The following is a 15,949-nucleotide window of genomic DNA, read 5'->3' on the forward strand; positions in this document are numbered from 1 at the left end:
CGCAAACCAATAGCTTTTAGCTGCGTCGACGAAAGACGGCACCGCCATGCAGACCCCCTCCTGGACCGTGGGCGACACCACCGTCCACCGCATCGACGAGACCCTCCTGCCGCCCGCCACCGGACCCTGGCTGCTGCCCGGCGCCACCCCGGACGTGGTCACCCGCGAGCGGTGGCTGCACCCCGACTTCGCCGACGAGGACGGCGTCCTGCGGCTCGGCAGCCACAGCTTCGCCCTGACCACCGGCGGGCTGCGCGTCCTCGTCGACACGGGCATCGGCAACGGCAAGACGCGCGCGAACCCCGCCTGGCACAACCTGCGCACCGACTACCTGGAGCGGCTCACCGGGGCGGGATTCCCCCCGGACACCGTCGACCTGGTGATCCTGACCCACCTGCACACCGACCACGTCGGCTGGAACACGAGGCGGACCGACGCCGGCTGGGTCCCCACCTTCCCCAACGCCCGCTACGTCGTCTCCCGCGCCGAGCGCGAATTCTGGGCCGGGTACGCCATGGACGAACCGCGGCGCCAGATGTTCCGGGACTCCGTGGACCCGGTCGAGGACGCCGGGCTCCTCGACGCCGTGGAGGTCCCCGCCGAGGGCACCGACCTCGCGCCCGGCCTGCGACTCCTGCCGACCCCCGGACACACACCGGGCCACGTCACCGTGCGGGTGGGCGAACCCGGCGCCGGCGCGATCGTCACCGGGGACTGCGTCCACCACCCCGTGCAACTCGCCCGCCCCGCACTGGGCAGCTGCGTGGACATCGACCCGGCGCGCGCCGAGTCGACCCGGCGCTCCCTGCTGGCCTCGCTGGCCGGTACGGACACACTGGTGCTGGGCACCCACTTCCCGCCCCCCACCGCGGGCCGGGTCGTCCACCACGGGGACGCGTACCGACTCGCGCCCGTGCCCGGCCGGTTCGTGCGATAAGGCGCCGATTGCATCCACCGTGTGGTCCGGCGGCCGGTCCGCAACCGCCGTCGCCGCGCCGGTGTCTCTTCCCGTCGAGAACGGCGACCCACCAAGTGGAGGACCGCGGTATGCACACCATGACTGCCCCGACCGCCGCCGACCCGGCGCGCTCCCGCGACACCGGCGGCGACTTCCTGCTCCAGCCGCCCGACCCCGCCCAACGCGTCCCCAGTCGCATCGACCCCGCCGACCTGCGCCGACTGGACCTGCTCGCGCTGCTGACCGCGGCCGGCATCGCGCCCTCCGCCGGGGACCGGGCCGCCATCGAACGGCTCAGCCAGCTCCCCGGCAGTGTTCACACGGCGCTGCACCGGTGGCTGGAGCAGGCGTACGGGTTCTGCCGGTGAGGGGCGGCCGGGGCGCCCCGGGGACGCTCAGAAGTCGACGGGGTCCCGTACCAGCGGGCAGGTCATGCAGTGCCCGCCGCCGCGGCCCCGGCCCAGTTCCGCGCCCACGATGGTGACGACCTCGACGCGGGCCTCGCGCAGCAGGGCGTTGGTGAGGGTGTTGCGGTCGTAGGTGAACACCACGCCCGGTTCGATCGCGACGGCGTTGTTGCCGCTGTCCCACTGCTGGCGTTCGGAGGCGTAGGCGTCGCCGCCCGTCTCCACCACCCGCAGCGAGGACAGTCCGAGCGCCTTGGCGACGACGTCGACGAACGGCGTCGTGCCCTCGTCGACGACGTCGAAGCCGGGGGCCCGGTCGCCGGGGCGCAGCGAGAAGGTGCGCACCGCGTCCATGATGCGCGGGTAGAGGGTCACCACGTCGCGGTCGGCGAAGGTGAACACCGTGTCCAGGTGCATGGCGGACCGCAGCTTCGGCATCCCGGCCACGACGACGTGCTCGGCGGCGCCGCTGCGGAACAGTGACGCGGCGACCTGGGTGATGGCCTGGCGGGAGGTGCGCTCGCTCATGCCCATGAGGACCACGCCGTTGCCCACCGGCATGATGTCGCCGCCCTCGAAGGTGGCCTGGCCCCAGTCGAGTTCGGGATCGCCCCACCACACCTTCGAACCCCTGAAGTCGGGGTGGAAGGTGTAGATCGCCTTCATCAGCAGGGTCTCGTCGTGCCGCGCGGGCCAGTACAAGGGGTTGAGGGTGACCCCGCCGTACAGCCAGCAGGTGGTGTCGCGGGTGTACAGGGTGTTGGGCAGCGGCGGCATCAGGTACTCGCGGGCGCCGGTGGACTCGCGGGCGAGGGCGAGGTACGGGGAGCGGAAGTCCTCGGGCAGATCGCCGACGGCGAGTCCGCCGACCAGGAACTCGGCCAACTCCCTGGGCGACAGGGTCTCCAGGTAGGCGCGGGTGGCGTCGATGAGCCCGACGCCGACCTGGTTGGCGGTGATCTTGCGGTCCAGGAGCCACGCCTTCGCCTGGGGGATCGCCATGATCTGCGCCAGCAGGTCGTGCAGCTCCACCACCTCCACCCCGCGCCGGCGCAGTTCGCCGACGAAGGCGGCATGGTCGCGCTGGGCGTTCTCCACCCACATCACGTCGTCGAAGAGCAGGTCGTCGGAGTTGGTCGGCGTCAGCCGCCGGTGCGCGAGGCCGGGCGAACACACCAGGACCTTGCGCAGCCGGCCGACCTCGGAGTGGACGCCGAGCGCGGGCTGCACGGCGCTTTCGTTGCTGGTCACACGGCCTCCTTGAGAGGTGCGGGACGGGGGACGGAGGGGACGGGGCTCACAGGCTGATCCATCCGGCGGCCAGCGCGACGACGCCCAGGACCGCGCCGGCCACGGAGACGGCGAGGACGACGAGTTCCGCCGGGGAGAACAGCCGCCTGCCCTGTTCGCGACGGGCCATCACGAACAGGGCCGTCGCCGGGGCGTAGAGGATGAAGGAGACCAGGACGTACTTCAGTCCGGCCGCGTACAGCAGGAACGCGGTGTAGAGCGTGGCGACGACGCCGACGGCCAGCTCACGCCGGGAACTCCGCCCGCCCTCCGTGAGCGGGTCGTCACGGACGCCGATCCGCACCGCGAAGGCAGCCGCCAGCAGGTACGGGATCAGGGACAGGGCGCTGGTCAGATTGAGCGCGAAGTTGAAGGCGTCGTCCGAGAAACTGGTGGCGATCAGCACCACCTGGGTGAGCAGCGACGTCATCAGCAGTGCCGGCACGGGCACGTCGACCGCGTTGGCGCGGCGCAGGAAGCGCGGCATGTCGTCGTCCTTGGCGGCGACGAAGAGCACCTCGGCCGCCATCAGCGTCCACGCCAGGTAGGCGCCCAGCACCGACACGATCAGGCCGACGCTGATGAACACCCTGCCCCAGGTCCCGACGGCCTCTTCCAGGACTCCCGCCATGGACGGCTGGCGCAGGTCCGCGATCTCGGCCATCGGCATGATGCCGTACGACACGATGGTCACCGACGCGAAGACCGCGAACACGCTGAGGAAGCCCAGCACCGTCGCCCTGCCCACGTCCGAGCGGCGCTTGGCGTGCCGGGAGTAGACGCTGGCGCCCTCGACGCCGAGGAAGACGAACACGGTGGCCAGCATGGTGCCGCGCACCTGCGAGAACAGTGAACCCGCGTAGTCCGCCCCGCCGAAGTTGTCGGCGAACACACCCGGTCGGAAGTACACCAGCGCCAGGATCACGAAGATGACGATGGGGACGAGCTTGGCCACCGTCACGATCTTGTTGATGGCCGTCGCTTCCTTCACCCCGCGCCGGATCATCCAGAAGAACGCCCACAACCCGATCGAGGACAGGACCACGGCGAGGGCGGTGTCCCCGTCGCCGAGCTCCGGCCAGACCGAGCCGATCGTCGACATGATGAGCACCCAGTACGTCACGTTGCCCACGCAGGTGCTGGCCCAGTAGCCGAAGGCCGCGAAGAAGCCCAGGTACTCGCCGAAGCCCGCCTTGGCGTACGCGTACACACCGGCGTCGAGGTCGGGTCTGCGCACGGCGAGGAACTGGAAGACGAAGGCCAGCATCAGCATGCCCGTGCCGGCGATGCCCCAGGCGATCAGCGCTCCCGCGACGCCGGTCTCCTCGGCGAACCGCCCCGGCAGCGAGAACACCCCGGCACCCACCATCGACCCGACGACCATGGCCGTCAGGGTGAACAGGGGTAGCTTGGTGGCCGGCGGGGCCTCCCCGTCGGTGCCGGAAGCAGGGGCCTGCGACATGCCGTCCCTCGTGGTCGCCCAGCGATGTGCGACCACTGTGCCTCAGGCGGTGGCTTCGGGCATCTTGTTCGTCTCGCGCAGGTCCATGCCTCGCCGGGCGAGCGTCAGGACCCCCGCGACGATGAGGGCGACCCCGAGCAACTGCGGCAGGACCCACCAGCCGGCCCGTACGTCCTCGCGGTAGAGGACCACGCCGAGCATGAGACTCACCGCGGCGTCCCCCAGGGTGAGGGCGGGCTGGGAGGCGACCAGGGGGCCGCCCTGCATGGCGTGCTCCAGCAGGAGCACCGCGGCGACACCGGCCGCGGCGAAGCCGTACGTCTGCCACGTGGTCAGGAAGCCGGTCAGGCCGTCGGTGTCCAGGACGTGCATGGAGTCCTTCATCAGAGCCGCCGTCAGCGCGTAGCACACCGCGGTGGCCGCACCGAGGCAACCGGCGCGGGCCTTGCCGACGGGGCGCCTGAGACCGGCCGCCGCCAGCAGCACCGCCGCTCCGGCGCAGGCCACCAGCGTCGGCAGCCACCGGTCCAGGGGCACGTCGTCCTGGCCGGCGTCCGGCGCGGCCGACGCCAGCGCGACTCCCAGTCCGACGACCACCCCGCCCACGGCCAGCCACAGGGCGGGGGCCAGACGGCGGCCGGTCATCAGCGAGGCCAGCAACAGCGCCAGCGGAAGTTCCAGCACGAACAGCGGCTGTACGAGTGACAGCGGCCCCGTCGCCAGGGCCACCGCCTGCCCCACACCGGCGACGACGACGGCCAGCATGCCGCCGAGCCAGACCGGCCGCCGCAACAGGTCGACGACGAGCCCCGGGCGGAAGCCCTGGGACTGCGGCACGGTCAACGCCGCCCGGCGCTGGAGCACGGTGGCCAGCGCGTTGCTGAACGCGGCGAGGAGTGCGAAGAGCACCGGCAGTACAACACCCATCCACCGATACTCGCCCCGTTTCCCCTCGGCCGCGCGCGGCCGCACGGCGGGGGAGGACGGGGTCACCACCCGGCGGTGCCGGGTGCCGCGGCCGTCAGTCCTGGTCCTGTGCGGCCGTGGTCTTCGTGTCGGTGGCCGGCTGCTTCGCCGCCTCGGGCGCGTCGGTGGCGGTGTAGTAGACCGAGGTGCCCTGCTTGGTGCGCTGCGCCTGGTTCCTGGCGACGAGCCCCTCGAGAGTCGTGCGCACGACCGTGGTCTTGATGGTGCGTCCGGAGTTCGCCCGACCGAGTGCCGTGGCGACCTCGGCGGCGGAGCGCGGCTCACTCTGTTCGGTGAGGTGGGTGCGCACCAGCTCGACCAGCGTGGGCTGGGCGGCGGCCTGCTCGGCGGACGCGGTCCGCGACGACGGCTTCTTCGCCGCGGGCTTCCCGGCGGCCTTCGTGGCCGACTTCGTGGCGGACTTCGCGGCCCGCTCGGGGGCGGACTTCGCGGCCGGCTTCGACCTGGTCGCGGACTTCGCGGCCGGCTTGGCGCCCGGCTTCGGGGCGGCGGCGCGCTTGGGTGCGGCGGCGGCCTTGCGGCCCCGCGTCCGCTTCCCGGCGCCCGGCTCCGTGGCGGCGCCGTCACGGGGTGCGGGCACGCCGGCCGAGTCGGTCGCGGCGGCGGGCTCCGGCGCGGTCGCCGGCTGGGACGGCGCCGAGGTGAGGCCGAGCGCCTGCTGCATGTTCACCAGCAGGGCGTGGTCGTGCTGCAGCGCGGCCAGCTGCTGCTGGAGGGCGGTGATCTCCGCACCGATGCGTTCCTGCTCCTTGATGTTGCGCTCCAGGTCGTCGGTCACCTGGACGCTGTACTGCGAGGCCAGTTCGGTGGCGGGCTGCGTCGTACTCTCGGACATGCTGTGACTCTCCTCGATTCGCGGCCGTGAAGGCTCGGGAGGAACGTTGGGACATCGGGCGCGGGACATGGGGACCATGTCCGATCGGCGCTCGGCCGGTATACCACGTATGGCCGTCACCGTGGTATGTCCCGCCTCATTTCCTCGTGCGTGCGTTCGGACCGCGAACAGCCCCTGCTCACTGGCCCTCGGGCACCTCCACGATGTTCCCGTCCTCGTCGACGGTGTGCGTCTGCCAGTAGGTGTCCCACTCGTCGCCCACGTGCTCGGGCACCTTGCCCTCCGGGTAACGGGTGTAACCCTCGGGCGGTTCCTCGCCGTTGGGGACGCAGGCGCTGCCGGTGCCGCCGACGGCGAGGACCGGGTACTCACCACCGCCGCAGGTCGCGTCCTCCATGGAGCAGCCGGTCAGCACCGCGGCGGCGGCCGCGCAGGCCAGTGCCAGACCCAGGACGGACCGTGTGGCGTTTCGCTCCCCGCGTACGGCTGACGGACGGTGAACTCGGCTGACGATGTGCATGTCGGGCTCCCTCTGGCCGGTTGACACGGCAAGCCTCCCCCGACGGGAGGGGCGTCTCATGAGTACGGGTACTCAGACGCGTGGGCGTACTACTCGATCGGGCCGGACTTGGCCCGGCCGGCCAGACGGTTCACCTTCTGTGCCGCCGCATGCGCCTCCCGTTCGGCCCGGTCCAGGGCGTGAGCCGCCGCGCGTTCCCGTTCCTCGGACTCCCGCTGTTCCCGTTCGGCCCGCTCCAGTTCCTGTCGTGCCTGCCGCAGCCGCTGCTCGGCCGCGGACATCTCCTCGCGTGCACGGTGGAGTTCGTCGCCGGTCCGTCGCAACGAGGCGTCGGCGTCCGCGTGTTCCGCCCGTCGGTCACGCGCCTGCCGCGCGGCCCGTTCCGCGGCCTGTTCGGCGCGGGTGAGTTCTTCCTGCCGCTTGCGGCGCCGTTCGGCGAGTTCGTCCTTCGCGCGGCCCGGGGGAGGCGCTTTCGGCAGGGAAGGCCGCTCGCGTGGCGCGGGCTCGGCCGGGACGGTGCCGGAGGGGAACTCCGACGGCGGGGTCAGGGCGCCCTCCAGGTGTCCGCCGGCCCATCTCGCGGCCGAGCCCGGGTCCGCGAGGACGGCTTGCAGGGTCGACTCGACCTCCCGCCGCGCCGCCTCGGACAGTCGGTGCCCCGCCTCGTCGGCGAGTTCGGCGGCCTGCCGGGACAGCGCGGAGACGACGCTCCGGCGCTGCGCGGAGAGTTCCTTGAGACCGTCGGCGTCCAGGGTGCGGTATGCCTCGCGCAGTGCCTGCCCCAGGTCCAGGAACCGGCGGCTCTCCTCCGGCCGGAAACGGGTCAGCAGGTTCGCCGCCCAGGCTGCGAGCGTGGGCCGGCGGGCCGCGCGGATGCGGCGGGCGTCCTCCCCGCGGCCTGCCGCCCTGGCGGCCGCGGCGTGTTCCGTACGGCGCGGGACGAAGTCGGACGGCGGCGTGGTGTAGAGCTCGTCGAGCACCGACTCGACCGACTCCGCGTCGTGGTCGCCGTCCGCCCCGCGGTGTCCGTCCTCGCGCCGCATGGTCCTCCGCCTCCGCCTCGACGTGTGTGCTCCGGCCGTTACGACCGCGAGTGCCTCGCCGCCGTCTCCTCGTCGTCGTACACGAGGAGTCCGTCCGTCCGCAGCCGCGCCCCCGGGGTGGGGGAGTGGGCCGTCAGGCGGCCGTCGTGCATGAGGTGCTCCACGGGGGTGTCGCGGGCCAGCAAGGCGAAGTCGGCGATCAGGCGCCGGTGGCACCGCCACCACACCGCTTCACCGCACATCACCGCGGTGCGTTCCCGCGCCGCCCGGTCCAGCAACTCGTCCATGGCGGTGACGAACTCCGGCGAACGGGTGTGGCCGGCGTACCCGCGGAACGACATGTTGCGCCACACCACGTCGGGCGAGTCCGGCGCCGGCCTCCGGAAGCCGCCCAGCCGCTGCTCCCACCGGTAGGCGAACCCTTCCTCGGGCAGCCACCGGGCGAGCCGTTCCCGCAGCAGGTCGGCGTCGCGGCGGCTGCCCGGCGCCGTCCTGACATCCACCACGGCCGAGACACCGGCACCCCGCAGCAGCTCGGCCAGCGCGGCGCGGCCCGCGGTGCCGTGCCCGAACGTGACCAGGTGGGGACGGGACATGTGGACGGGGTCCCCTCGCCGCGCTCGCTCATGCCTCCTCGGCGCGGACGCGCGCCGCCGCCGCGGAACCCGGCAGGCCGGGCCACATAGTTGCCTAAATGCTTTAGGTAAATGCATAATCGATTCAGGTAAACGAAGGGATGATTATGGTTCGAGTGGGGCTGACCACGGAACGCCTGGTGCGGGCGGGCGCGGAGCTGGCCGACGAGGTCGGCTTCGACCAGGTGACGGTCTCCGCGCTGGCCAGGCGGTTCGACGTCAAGGTCGCGAGTCTCTACTCGCACGTGCGCAACTCCCAGGACCTCAAGACCCGCATCGCCCTGCTCGCCCTGGAGGAACTCGCCGACCGGGCCGCCACTGCCCTGGCCGGACGGGCCGGGAAGGACGCCCTCGCCGCCTTCGCGGACGTCTACCGCGACTACGCCCGGGAGCACCCCGGCCGCTACGCCGCGGCCCAGCTGCGGCTGGACCCCGAGACGGCCGCGGCGAGCGCGGGCGTCCGCCACGCGCGGATGACCCGCGCCGTGCTGCGCGGCTACGACCTGACGGAACCCGACCAGACCCACGCGGTGCGGCTGCTGGGCAGCGTCTTCCACGGCTACGTCAGCCTCGAGATGGGCGGCGGCTTCAGCCACAGCGCCCCCGACACGCAGGAGACCTGGACCCGGATCGTGGACGCCCTCGACGCCCTGCTGCGCAACTGGCCCACACCTTGAACCCCGTACCGAGCACCACCCCAGCCGGAGACGACATGCACAGCCAAGATGACTGGATCACCACCCCGATCACCCCGGACCTGGTCCGCGGCGCCCTCGACCTCGAGCGCACCGAGCACGGTCTGCTGCCGCACCGGCTGCCCGCCCGGGCCCGTGCCCAGAACACCGACGGACAGCTGGCCATGGCCGAGTCCCAGCCCTCGGGCGTACGCCTGGCCCTGCGCACCCGGGCCACCGTCCTGGAACTGGACACCCTGCCCACCAAGCGCGTCTACGCGGGCGTTCCGCCGCGCCCGGACGGCGTGTACGACCTGCTGGTCGACGGACGCCCGGCGGGTCGCGGCAGTGTCGCGGGCGGCAACACCCTGACCATCGACATGACCACCGGAACGGCGTCCGTCGAGCCCGGCCCGGTCGGCACCCTCCGCTTCGCGGACCTGCCCGGGGGCGACAAGGACGTCGAGATCTGGCTGCCGCACAACGAGACCACCGAACTCGTGGCCCTGCGCGCCGACGCCCCCGTCGAACCGGCCCCGGACGCGGGCCGCCGGGTGTGGCTGCACCACGGCAGCTCGATCAGCCACGGCTCCGACGCCGCGAGCCCCACCACCACCTGGCCCGCGCTGGCCGCCTCCCTCGGCGGCGTCGAACTGATCAACCTGGGCCTGGGCGGCGGCGCCCTGCTCGACCCGTTCACCGCGCGGGCCATGCGCGACACCCCCGCCGACCTGATCAGCGTCAAGGTCGGCATCAACGTGGTCAACGCCGACCTCATGCGCCTGCGCGCCTTCGGCCCCGCTGTGCACGGCTTCCTCGACACCGTCCGCGAGGGCCACCCCACGGCTCCGCTGCTGGTCGTCTCACCCGTCCTGTGCCCCGTCCACGAGGACACCCCCGGACCGCTCGCCCCCGACTTCGGCGGGGTCGCCGAGGGGCGACTGCGCTTCGTGGCCACCGGCGACCCGGCGGAACGCGCGAGCGGGAAGCTGACCCTGAACGTCATCCGGGACGAGCTGGCCCGGATCGTGGCCCAGCGGGCGGCCGACGACCCGAACCTGCACTACCTCGACGGCCGTGAGCTGTACGGCGAGGCCGACGCGGCCGAACTCCCCCTGCCCGACAACATCCACCCGGACGCCGCCACCCACCGCCGCATGGGCGAACGCTTCGCCGAGCTGGCCTTCACCGGCCACGGAGCCTTCACCGGCCACGGTGCCTCCACCGGCTGATCGTCAGCTCCGTACGACGCCGGCGAAGCGCCGGGCCACCTCGCGCCAGACGGCTTCGGCGGCGGGCTCGTCGCGCTCCGCCCGGCGGCACAGCTCCGCCGGGTCCAGCCCGAGGGCCCGCAGCCGCTCCGGGTCCCACGACCGCAGCCGGTCCGCACCCGCCTCCGGGTGGAACTGCACGCCCCAGGCCCGGTCACCCACCCGGAAGGCCTGGTGGGCGCAGCGCTCGCTCTCCATCAGCCAGGCGGCGCCCGGCGGCAGGGCGGTGATCGCGTCGACATGGTGCTCGATGGCCGTCACCCGGTCCGGCAGCCCCGCCAGGAGCGCGTCGTCCCCGGCTCCGGACCGCAGGGCGAGCGGAGTGCTGCCGAACTCCGGTTCGCCGTGCTCGCCCCGGACCGTGCCGCCCGCGACATGGGCGAGGAGCTGCCCGCCGAGGCAGATCCCGAACACGGGGGCGCCCCGCTCCAGCGCCTCGGCGACCAGCGAGCGGGTGGGCGCCAGCCAAGGCGCGCGGGCGTCGTCGTCGGGCAGGTAGCCGCCCCCGAGCACCATGACGCCGTCGTGCGCCAGGTGCCCGGGGAGCGGCGCACCGGTGTACGCGTGCACCACGTCCAGGGACAGCCCGTCCGCGTCCAGCCAGTCAGCGAACCGGCCCGGACCGCCACCGGGACCGTTCTGCACCACCAGCAGCCGCGACATCGCCCACCCCCGCCTCATGCGCCCGGACAGAACCTCACTGCCCGGCACATGGTGGGCCGCAACCCTCCGATCGCGTCACAGATTCGCGGCACGGTGCGTGGGGTCGCCGTCGAGGACCGTCAACAGCACCGGCACGTCGGCCAGTTCGGTGGCCGGTACGGTGAGCGGGTCGGCGGCGAGAACGGTCAGGTCGGCGCGGTGACCGACGGCGATCCGTCCGGCCTCGTGCTCCTCGCCGGCCGCGTAGGCCGCGTTCACGGTCATGCCGCGCAGCGCCTCCAGCGCCGTCAGGGCCTGCTCCGGGCCGTGCGGCGCCCGGCTGAGGTCACGGGTCGGGCGGCGGTGGCGGGCGCCGGCCATGACACCCAGCGGCGGGTACGGAGCGATGGGCCAGTCGGAGCCGAGGACCACGACGGCACCGGAGTCGTGCAGGTCGCGGCAGCGCCAGGCACGAGAGGCGCGCGGTTCGCCCAGGCGCCGGGACCAGTTGTCGGTGTGGTCGGCCCGGGTGAAGTCGCAGCAGTGGGTGGGCTGCATCGACGCCACGACCCCGAGGCCGGCGAACCGGCGCAGCGTGTCGTCCGGGACGGTCTCGATGTGCTCCACCCGGTGCCGCACCCCGCGCCCGCCGTCCGCCTGCGCCTTCTCGACCGCGTCGAGGACATGGCGTACCGCCGCGTCACCGATCGCGTGGGTGGCCGTGGGCACGCCGGCCCGGTGCAGCTCGCCGACGATCCGGGTGTACTCCTCGGGGTCCGGCCAGAAGGCGTGCCGGGACTCGCCGTGACAGTCGGGCTGCTCCAGCCAGGCGGTGCCGTTGTCGACGGTCCCGTCCATGAAGATCTTGACGCCGGCGGTCCGCCACAGCCGCCCGCCCACGCCCTGCCCGTCGACGAGCGCGCGCACCCCGTCCGCGTCGGTGCCCGGCTGGCACCAGGGCGCCACCCGCAGGCGCAGCGGCAGCCGCCCCGACTGGTCCAGCTCGGCGAAGAAGGCGAGGCTGTCGCCGTTCGCGTCCATGACGTGACCACCCGTCAGCCCGGTCGCGGCCATGGCGCGCAGGGCGCCGGCGAGCCGGTCGCGGCGCTCCTCGCGCGTGGGCTGCGGAGCGACCCGTTCCACCAGCTCGCAGGCGGCGTCCTCCAGCAGCAGACCGGTGGGCCGCCCACCGGCGTCGCACACCACCTCGGCCGTGGCCTGTGCGAAGGAGCGCGGTCCGGTCACCCCGGCCAGTTCGAGGGCGCGGCGGCTGGCCAGCATGGAGTGCGCGTCGAAGAGCAGCAGCAGCGCGGGCACGCCGTCGAGCACGGAGTCGAAGGGTGCCGTCTCCACCGGGCGGTCGCCGAACACGTTGGGGTCCAGGCCCCAGCCGTGCAGCCAGGCGCCGGGGGCGAGGTCCCGCACCGCGCGGGCCAGCGCCTCGCGCACCTGGTCCACGTCGGTGCAGCCCGACAGGTCGAGGCCGTGGGTGAGTTCGGCGCCGGTGACGGGGTGGATGTGCCCGTCGACCAGGCCGGGAGTCACCACGGCGCCCTTCAGGTCGACGACCGTGGTCGAGGCGTCCGCGAGTGCCCGGACCTCCCGGTCGTCACCGAGGGCGCTGATCCGGCCGTCGGCGGCGGCCAGCGCGGTCTGCGGCAGGAAGTCGCCGGTGACCGGGTCGAGCAGCCGGGCCGAGAGCAGGACGAGAGAGGTGCGCACAGTCACTCCTTGAAGGGGCGGTTCAGTTGGTGTCGGCGGGCGTCAGGGCGCCTGCGGGCAGGCCGAGTTCGCGCTCCGCGGTGGTCATCGGCATCCGCCGTACCGCGGGCGGGTCGTCGCCGGTGTCCGCGCTGTTGACGAGCATGCCGAGGCCGTCGAGGACGACGAGGATCTGTATGGCGGCCACCAGCGGATCGTCCGTGCGGAACTCGCCCCGCTCGACGCCCTCGCGGATCAGCGCCTCCAGCCGGTCGCGCCACGCGGCCTCCTGGACGGCCACGCGGTCGCGCAGCGCGGGCCGGTAGCGGCTGAGGTGGCGGGCGTTGAGCCACAGCCGGCTGATGCCGTCGAACTCCGGACCGGCCGCCCGCGCGAAGAAGCGCGCCAGATGCCGGGTCGGCGTGGCCCCGCCCCGGTCGGCCGGGAGGAGTTCGTCGAGTTCGGCGCCGGCGGCGTCGCCGTAGGCCTCCGCCACCAGGTCCTCCACCGCCGGGAAGTAGTGGCTGATCAATCCGGGGCGGACGTCCAGCTCCTCGGCGATCCGCCTCAGTGTGATGCACTCCAGCCCCTCGGTCAGAGCGACGCTGGAGGCTGCGGCAACGATTTCCGCACGTCTGGCCGCTGGAGACTTGCGGATTCGCTTGTTCGGAATGCTTGACGGCATGGAATCAATGCTATTGAGTGTGCGACCAACAAGCAAGCAGGTGGGATACCAGCACCCCGGAGGAGCCTCATGGCGTCCACGATCCCCGACCCGCAACCAGGCACCGGAGCCGCGCGGCAGGAGGCATCACCCCCACCACCCCCGCAGTCCCCCTCGGACCGGGCGGGCCGCGTCGAGGCCCACGGCATCGACCACATCCCCGACCACGAACGCCACGGCAGGCCCCGGCAGTTGTTCTCCGTCTGGGCGGCGGCCAACGTCAACTACCTGAGCCTGGTGACCGGCGGTGCCCTGATCCTCATGGGCCTGACCCTGTGGCAGGCGCTCGCGGTGATCGTGGTGGGCAACCTCTTCTGGTTGCTCACCGGCCTGCTCTCGATATCCGGGCCGGCGGCGGGCGCGCCGAGCGAGGTGATCACGCGGGCGCTGTACGGCGTGCGCGGCAACCGCGTGAACAACGCGGTCGTGGGCTGGCTGATCTCCGTCTGCTACTTCGCCCTGAACCTGGCCGCCGCCGCGACGGCCGCCTTCGCCCTCGTGGAGATGACCGGCATCACCGCGAACACCGGCGTCAAGATCGCCGTGGTGCTGGTGATCGCGGCCCTCACGCTGGCCATCGGCGTCTACGGCCACGCCATGATCATGAAGCTGTACCTCCCCATCACGCTGACCCTCACGGCCGCCTTCGCCGTCGTCGCGGTGGGCGTCTTCCGGCACGCCGACTTCTCGTACGTGCCGTCCGAACCGCTCACCGGCACCGGCCTGTGGGCCGTCCTGGTGGCCGGCGTCACCCTGATCGCGTCCGCCCCGCTGTCGTACACCACCAGCGCCGACTTCTCCCGCTACCTCCCGCGTACCACGCCCGGCCGGGCGATCGTCGGCTGGACCTTCCTCGGCGGTTTCCTGCCCGGCGTGGCCGTCTGCGCGATCGGCGCCTGCGCCGCGACGGTCGTCGACATGACGGACCCGCAGGCGGGGCTGCGGCAGATCCTGCCCGACTGGTTCGGCCCGGTCCTCCTGCTCGCCCTGGTCCTCGGCACCATCGCCATCAACGCCCTGACCGCCTACAGTGCGGGCCTCGCCCTCCAGGCCGTCGGCATCCGCATCCGCCGCTCCCTCAGCGTGCTCGCCGACGGCACCGCAGCCGTCGCCCTCACCCTGTACGGGCTCCTCGTCTCCGACTTCCTCGACACGGTCAGCAACGTCCTCCAGCTCACCGTCGTCCTGCTCGGCCCCGCCCTGGCCGTCTACGCCACGGACATCCTGCTGCGCCGCAACCGGTACGACGGCCCCGCGCTGATGGACGAGACACCCGGCAGCCCCTTCTGGTACACCGCCGGCGTCAATCCGGCGGGCGCCCTCGCCCTCACCGGCGGCGTCACCGTCGCGGCCCTGTGCGTCAACACGCTCTACACGGGGCCGGTCGCACAGGCACTGGGCGGCGTGGACCTGGCTCTGCCGGCCGGCCTAGCCGTCGCCTCGTCGCTCTACGCGCTCCTGGCGCGCGGTGGGAAGTACCGGGCGCGTGCGGCCTGACACGGAGTACGGCCCCTCGGGTGCCCGAGGGGAACGGCGTCTTCGGCGGAACCGTCGCCGAGCACCGCGCCGGCCGGGGAGTTCCGGCCGCTCCCGGAGGTTCAGCGCCGCGACATGTACAGGTCCAGCGCCTTGTGCAGCACCTTGTTGAGCGGGTAGTCCCACTCACCGAGGTACTCGACGGCCCGACCGCCGGCGCCGACCTTGAAGCGCAGCAGCCCGAGCAGGTGGTTGTCCTCGTCGAGGGTGTCGGTGATGCCGCGGAAGTCGTAGACGGACGCGCCGAGTTCCAGGGCGTCGCACATCATCCGCCACTGGAGCGCGTTGTTGGGCTGCACCTCGCGCCGACGGCTGGTCGAGGCGCCGTAGGAGTACCAGACGTGCTCGCCGACGGTCAGCATCGTGGCCGCCGCGAGCACCTCCCCGTCGTGGTGGGCGAGGTAGAGCCGCATGCGGTCCGGGTCCTCGGCCGTCAGCGCCGTCCACATCCGTTCGAAGTAGTCGAGCGGTCGCGGGACGAACCGGTCCCGTTCGGCGGTCTCGACGTACAGCTCGTAGAACGCCTTCAGGTCCTCGCGGTCGCCCCGGACCACCTTGACGCCCGCCTTCTCGGCCTTCTTGACGTTGCGGCGCCACTGCTGGTTGAAGCCGTTCTGGACCTGCTCCGGCGACCGTCCGGCGAGCGGTACCTGGCACACGTAGCGGGGCTGCCCGGCGGCGAAACCGTCCTCGCCGCCCGGTGCGCCGCGCCGCCAGCCCATCCGGCGCAGCCGCTCGGCGACGGCCTCGGCCCCTGGCTCCCGCTCGGTGGGCTCCACGTCTCCCAGCCGCCGGGCCCCCGGGTCGGCGATCGCCGTCTTGACCGCCTCGGCGCTCCAGCGCCGGGCCACCACCGGTGGCCCCATCTTCACCGAGAAGGCACCCCGCCGCTTCAGGTGCGCGAGCATCGGCTCCAGCCACCGCTCGAGGTCGGGCGCGTCCCAGTCGATGACCGGGCCCTCGGGCAGATAGGCCAGATACCGCTTCAGCTTCGGCAGCGGCCGCAGCAGCACCAGTCCGGCCCCCACCAGTTCGCCGCGCTCGTCGAACCAGCCCAGGCTCTCCGCCCGCCAGTCCGGCTTCACGTCACCCCACGCGGGGGTCTGCAAGTGGCTCACGGACGGCCGGGCCGCGACGAAACGCAGATGCTCCTCGCGGGTGATCGGCTTCAGGTGACAGCTCATGGGTGGTGTCCCTCTGTTCGGCTTCGGCATCGGCTGCGTGCGGTGGGGGAGACGGCCGAGGGCGCAGGCGCGGTCGACCT

General features: G+C 72.9%; 16 protein-coding genes. 5 read left to right on the forward strand and 11 right to left on the reverse strand.

The window, feature by feature from the left end; all coding sequences use genetic code 11:
- Positions 1-46 precede the first annotated feature (46 nt).
- Complete coding sequence (locus ACLIN4_RS32620) at positions 47-937, forward strand: MBL fold metallo-hydrolase (RefSeq protein ID WP_107477950.1); 891 nt, start codon at positions 47-49, stop codon at positions 935-937.
- Between the two features lie 110 nt (positions 938-1,047).
- The gene (locus ACLIN4_RS32625) at positions 1,048-1,326 is read left to right on the forward strand and encodes a hypothetical protein (RefSeq protein WP_100047045.1); all 279 of its coding nucleotides are present in this window, start codon (positions 1,048-1,050) and stop codon (positions 1,324-1,326) included.
- A gap of 27 nt (positions 1,327-1,353) precedes the next feature.
- Here ACLIN4_RS32625 and ACLIN4_RS32630 read toward each other — a convergent pair whose 3' ends face one another.
- The 7 genes from ACLIN4_RS32630 to ACLIN4_RS32660 all read right to left on the reverse strand — a co-directional run bounded on the left by ACLIN4_RS32630 (position 1,354) and on the right by ACLIN4_RS32660 (position 8,098).
- A complete protein-coding gene (locus ACLIN4_RS32630) occupies positions 1,354-2,616 on the reverse strand; it encodes an arginine deiminase (protein ID WP_290012123.1) in 1,263 nt (420 codons plus the stop codon).
- Positions 2,617-2,662: 46 nt separating this feature from the next.
- The gene (locus ACLIN4_RS32635; RefSeq protein ID WP_307651678.1) at positions 2,663-4,117 is read right to left on the reverse strand and encodes a basic amino acid/polyamine antiporter; all 1,455 of its coding nucleotides are present in this window, start codon (positions 4,115-4,117) and stop codon (positions 2,663-2,665) included.
- Positions 4,118-4,159: 42 nt separating this feature from the next.
- Positions 4,160-5,044, reverse strand: a complete 885-nt coding sequence (locus ACLIN4_RS32640) for a DMT family transporter (RefSeq protein ID WP_107477947.1) — start codon at positions 5,042-5,044, stop codon at positions 4,160-4,162.
- A 94-nt stretch (positions 5,045-5,138) separates the two neighbouring features.
- Positions 5,139-5,939, reverse strand: coding sequence for a hypothetical protein (locus tag ACLIN4_RS32645; protein WP_289910085.1), 801 nt, complete (start codon positions 5,937-5,939; stop codon positions 5,139-5,141).
- 178 nt (positions 5,940-6,117) lie between these two features.
- Entirely contained in the window at positions 6,118-6,459 is a 342-nt protein-coding gene (locus ACLIN4_RS32650; RefSeq protein WP_290012126.1) for an SCO0607 family lipoprotein, read from the reverse strand.
- An 89-nt stretch (positions 6,460-6,548) separates the two neighbouring features.
- On the reverse strand, positions 6,549-7,502 hold the full coding sequence (locus ACLIN4_RS32655) for a hypothetical protein (RefSeq protein WP_107479087.1): 954 nt from the start codon (positions 7,500-7,502) through the stop codon (positions 6,549-6,551).
- A gap of 38 nt (positions 7,503-7,540) precedes the next feature.
- The gene (locus tag ACLIN4_RS32660; RefSeq protein ID WP_290012127.1) at positions 7,541-8,098 is read right to left on the reverse strand and encodes a DUF488 family protein; all 558 of its coding nucleotides are present in this window, start codon (positions 8,096-8,098) and stop codon (positions 7,541-7,543) included.
- Between the two features lie 146 nt (positions 8,099-8,244).
- On the opposite strand from ACLIN4_RS32660, the gene ACLIN4_RS32665 reads away from it, so the two are divergent.
- Entirely contained in the window at positions 8,245-8,814 is a 570-nt protein-coding gene (locus tag ACLIN4_RS32665) for a TetR/AcrR family transcriptional regulator (RefSeq protein WP_100047038.1), read from the forward strand.
- A gap of 35 nt (positions 8,815-8,849) precedes the next feature.
- The gene (locus ACLIN4_RS32670; RefSeq protein ID WP_289910080.1) at positions 8,850-10,043 is read left to right on the forward strand and encodes a GDSL-type esterase/lipase family protein; all 1,194 of its coding nucleotides are present in this window, start codon (positions 8,850-8,852) and stop codon (positions 10,041-10,043) included.
- A gap of 3 nt (positions 10,044-10,046) precedes the next feature.
- Here the strand turns inward: ACLIN4_RS32670 and ACLIN4_RS32675 are convergent, their stop codons facing one another.
- The 3 genes from ACLIN4_RS32675 to ACLIN4_RS32685 all read right to left on the reverse strand — a co-directional run bounded on the left by ACLIN4_RS32675 (position 10,047) and on the right by ACLIN4_RS32685 (position 13,110).
- Positions 10,047-10,745 carry a type 1 glutamine amidotransferase gene (locus ACLIN4_RS32675; RefSeq protein WP_289910131.1) on the reverse strand — a complete coding sequence of 233 codons (699 nt, stop codon included), beginning with the start codon at positions 10,743-10,745 and terminating at the stop codon, positions 10,047-10,049.
- A 75-nt stretch (positions 10,746-10,820) separates the two neighbouring features.
- Positions 10,821-12,446 carry an amidohydrolase gene (locus tag ACLIN4_RS32680; RefSeq protein WP_107479083.1) on the reverse strand — a complete coding sequence of 542 codons (1,626 nt, stop codon included), beginning with the start codon at positions 12,444-12,446 and terminating at the stop codon, positions 10,821-10,823.
- Positions 12,447-12,468: 22 nt separating this feature from the next.
- Entirely contained in the window at positions 12,469-13,110 is a 642-nt protein-coding gene (locus tag ACLIN4_RS32685; RefSeq protein ID WP_107479082.1) for a TetR/AcrR family transcriptional regulator, read from the reverse strand.
- A 69-nt stretch (positions 13,111-13,179) separates the two neighbouring features.
- Here ACLIN4_RS32685 and ACLIN4_RS32690 point away from each other — a divergent pair, with 69 nt between their 5' ends.
- Positions 13,180-14,646: a purine-cytosine permease family protein gene (locus ACLIN4_RS32690; protein WP_307651677.1), complete on the forward strand. Its 1,467-nt coding sequence runs from the start codon at positions 13,180-13,182 to the stop codon at positions 14,644-14,646.
- Between the two features lie 101 nt (positions 14,647-14,747).
- Here the strand turns inward: ACLIN4_RS32690 and ACLIN4_RS32695 are convergent, their stop codons facing one another.
- Positions 14,748-15,869, reverse strand: coding sequence for a lipid II:glycine glycyltransferase FemX (locus tag ACLIN4_RS32695; protein WP_107479080.1), 1,122 nt, complete (start codon positions 15,867-15,869; stop codon positions 14,748-14,750).
- Positions 15,870-15,949: the final 80 nt, after the last annotated feature.

The sequence above is a fragment of the Streptomyces mutabilis genome, assembly GCF_046628145.1.
In the GTDB taxonomy this organism is placed as follows: domain Bacteria; phylum Actinomycetota; class Actinomycetes; order Streptomycetales; family Streptomycetaceae; genus Streptomyces; species Streptomyces mutabilis.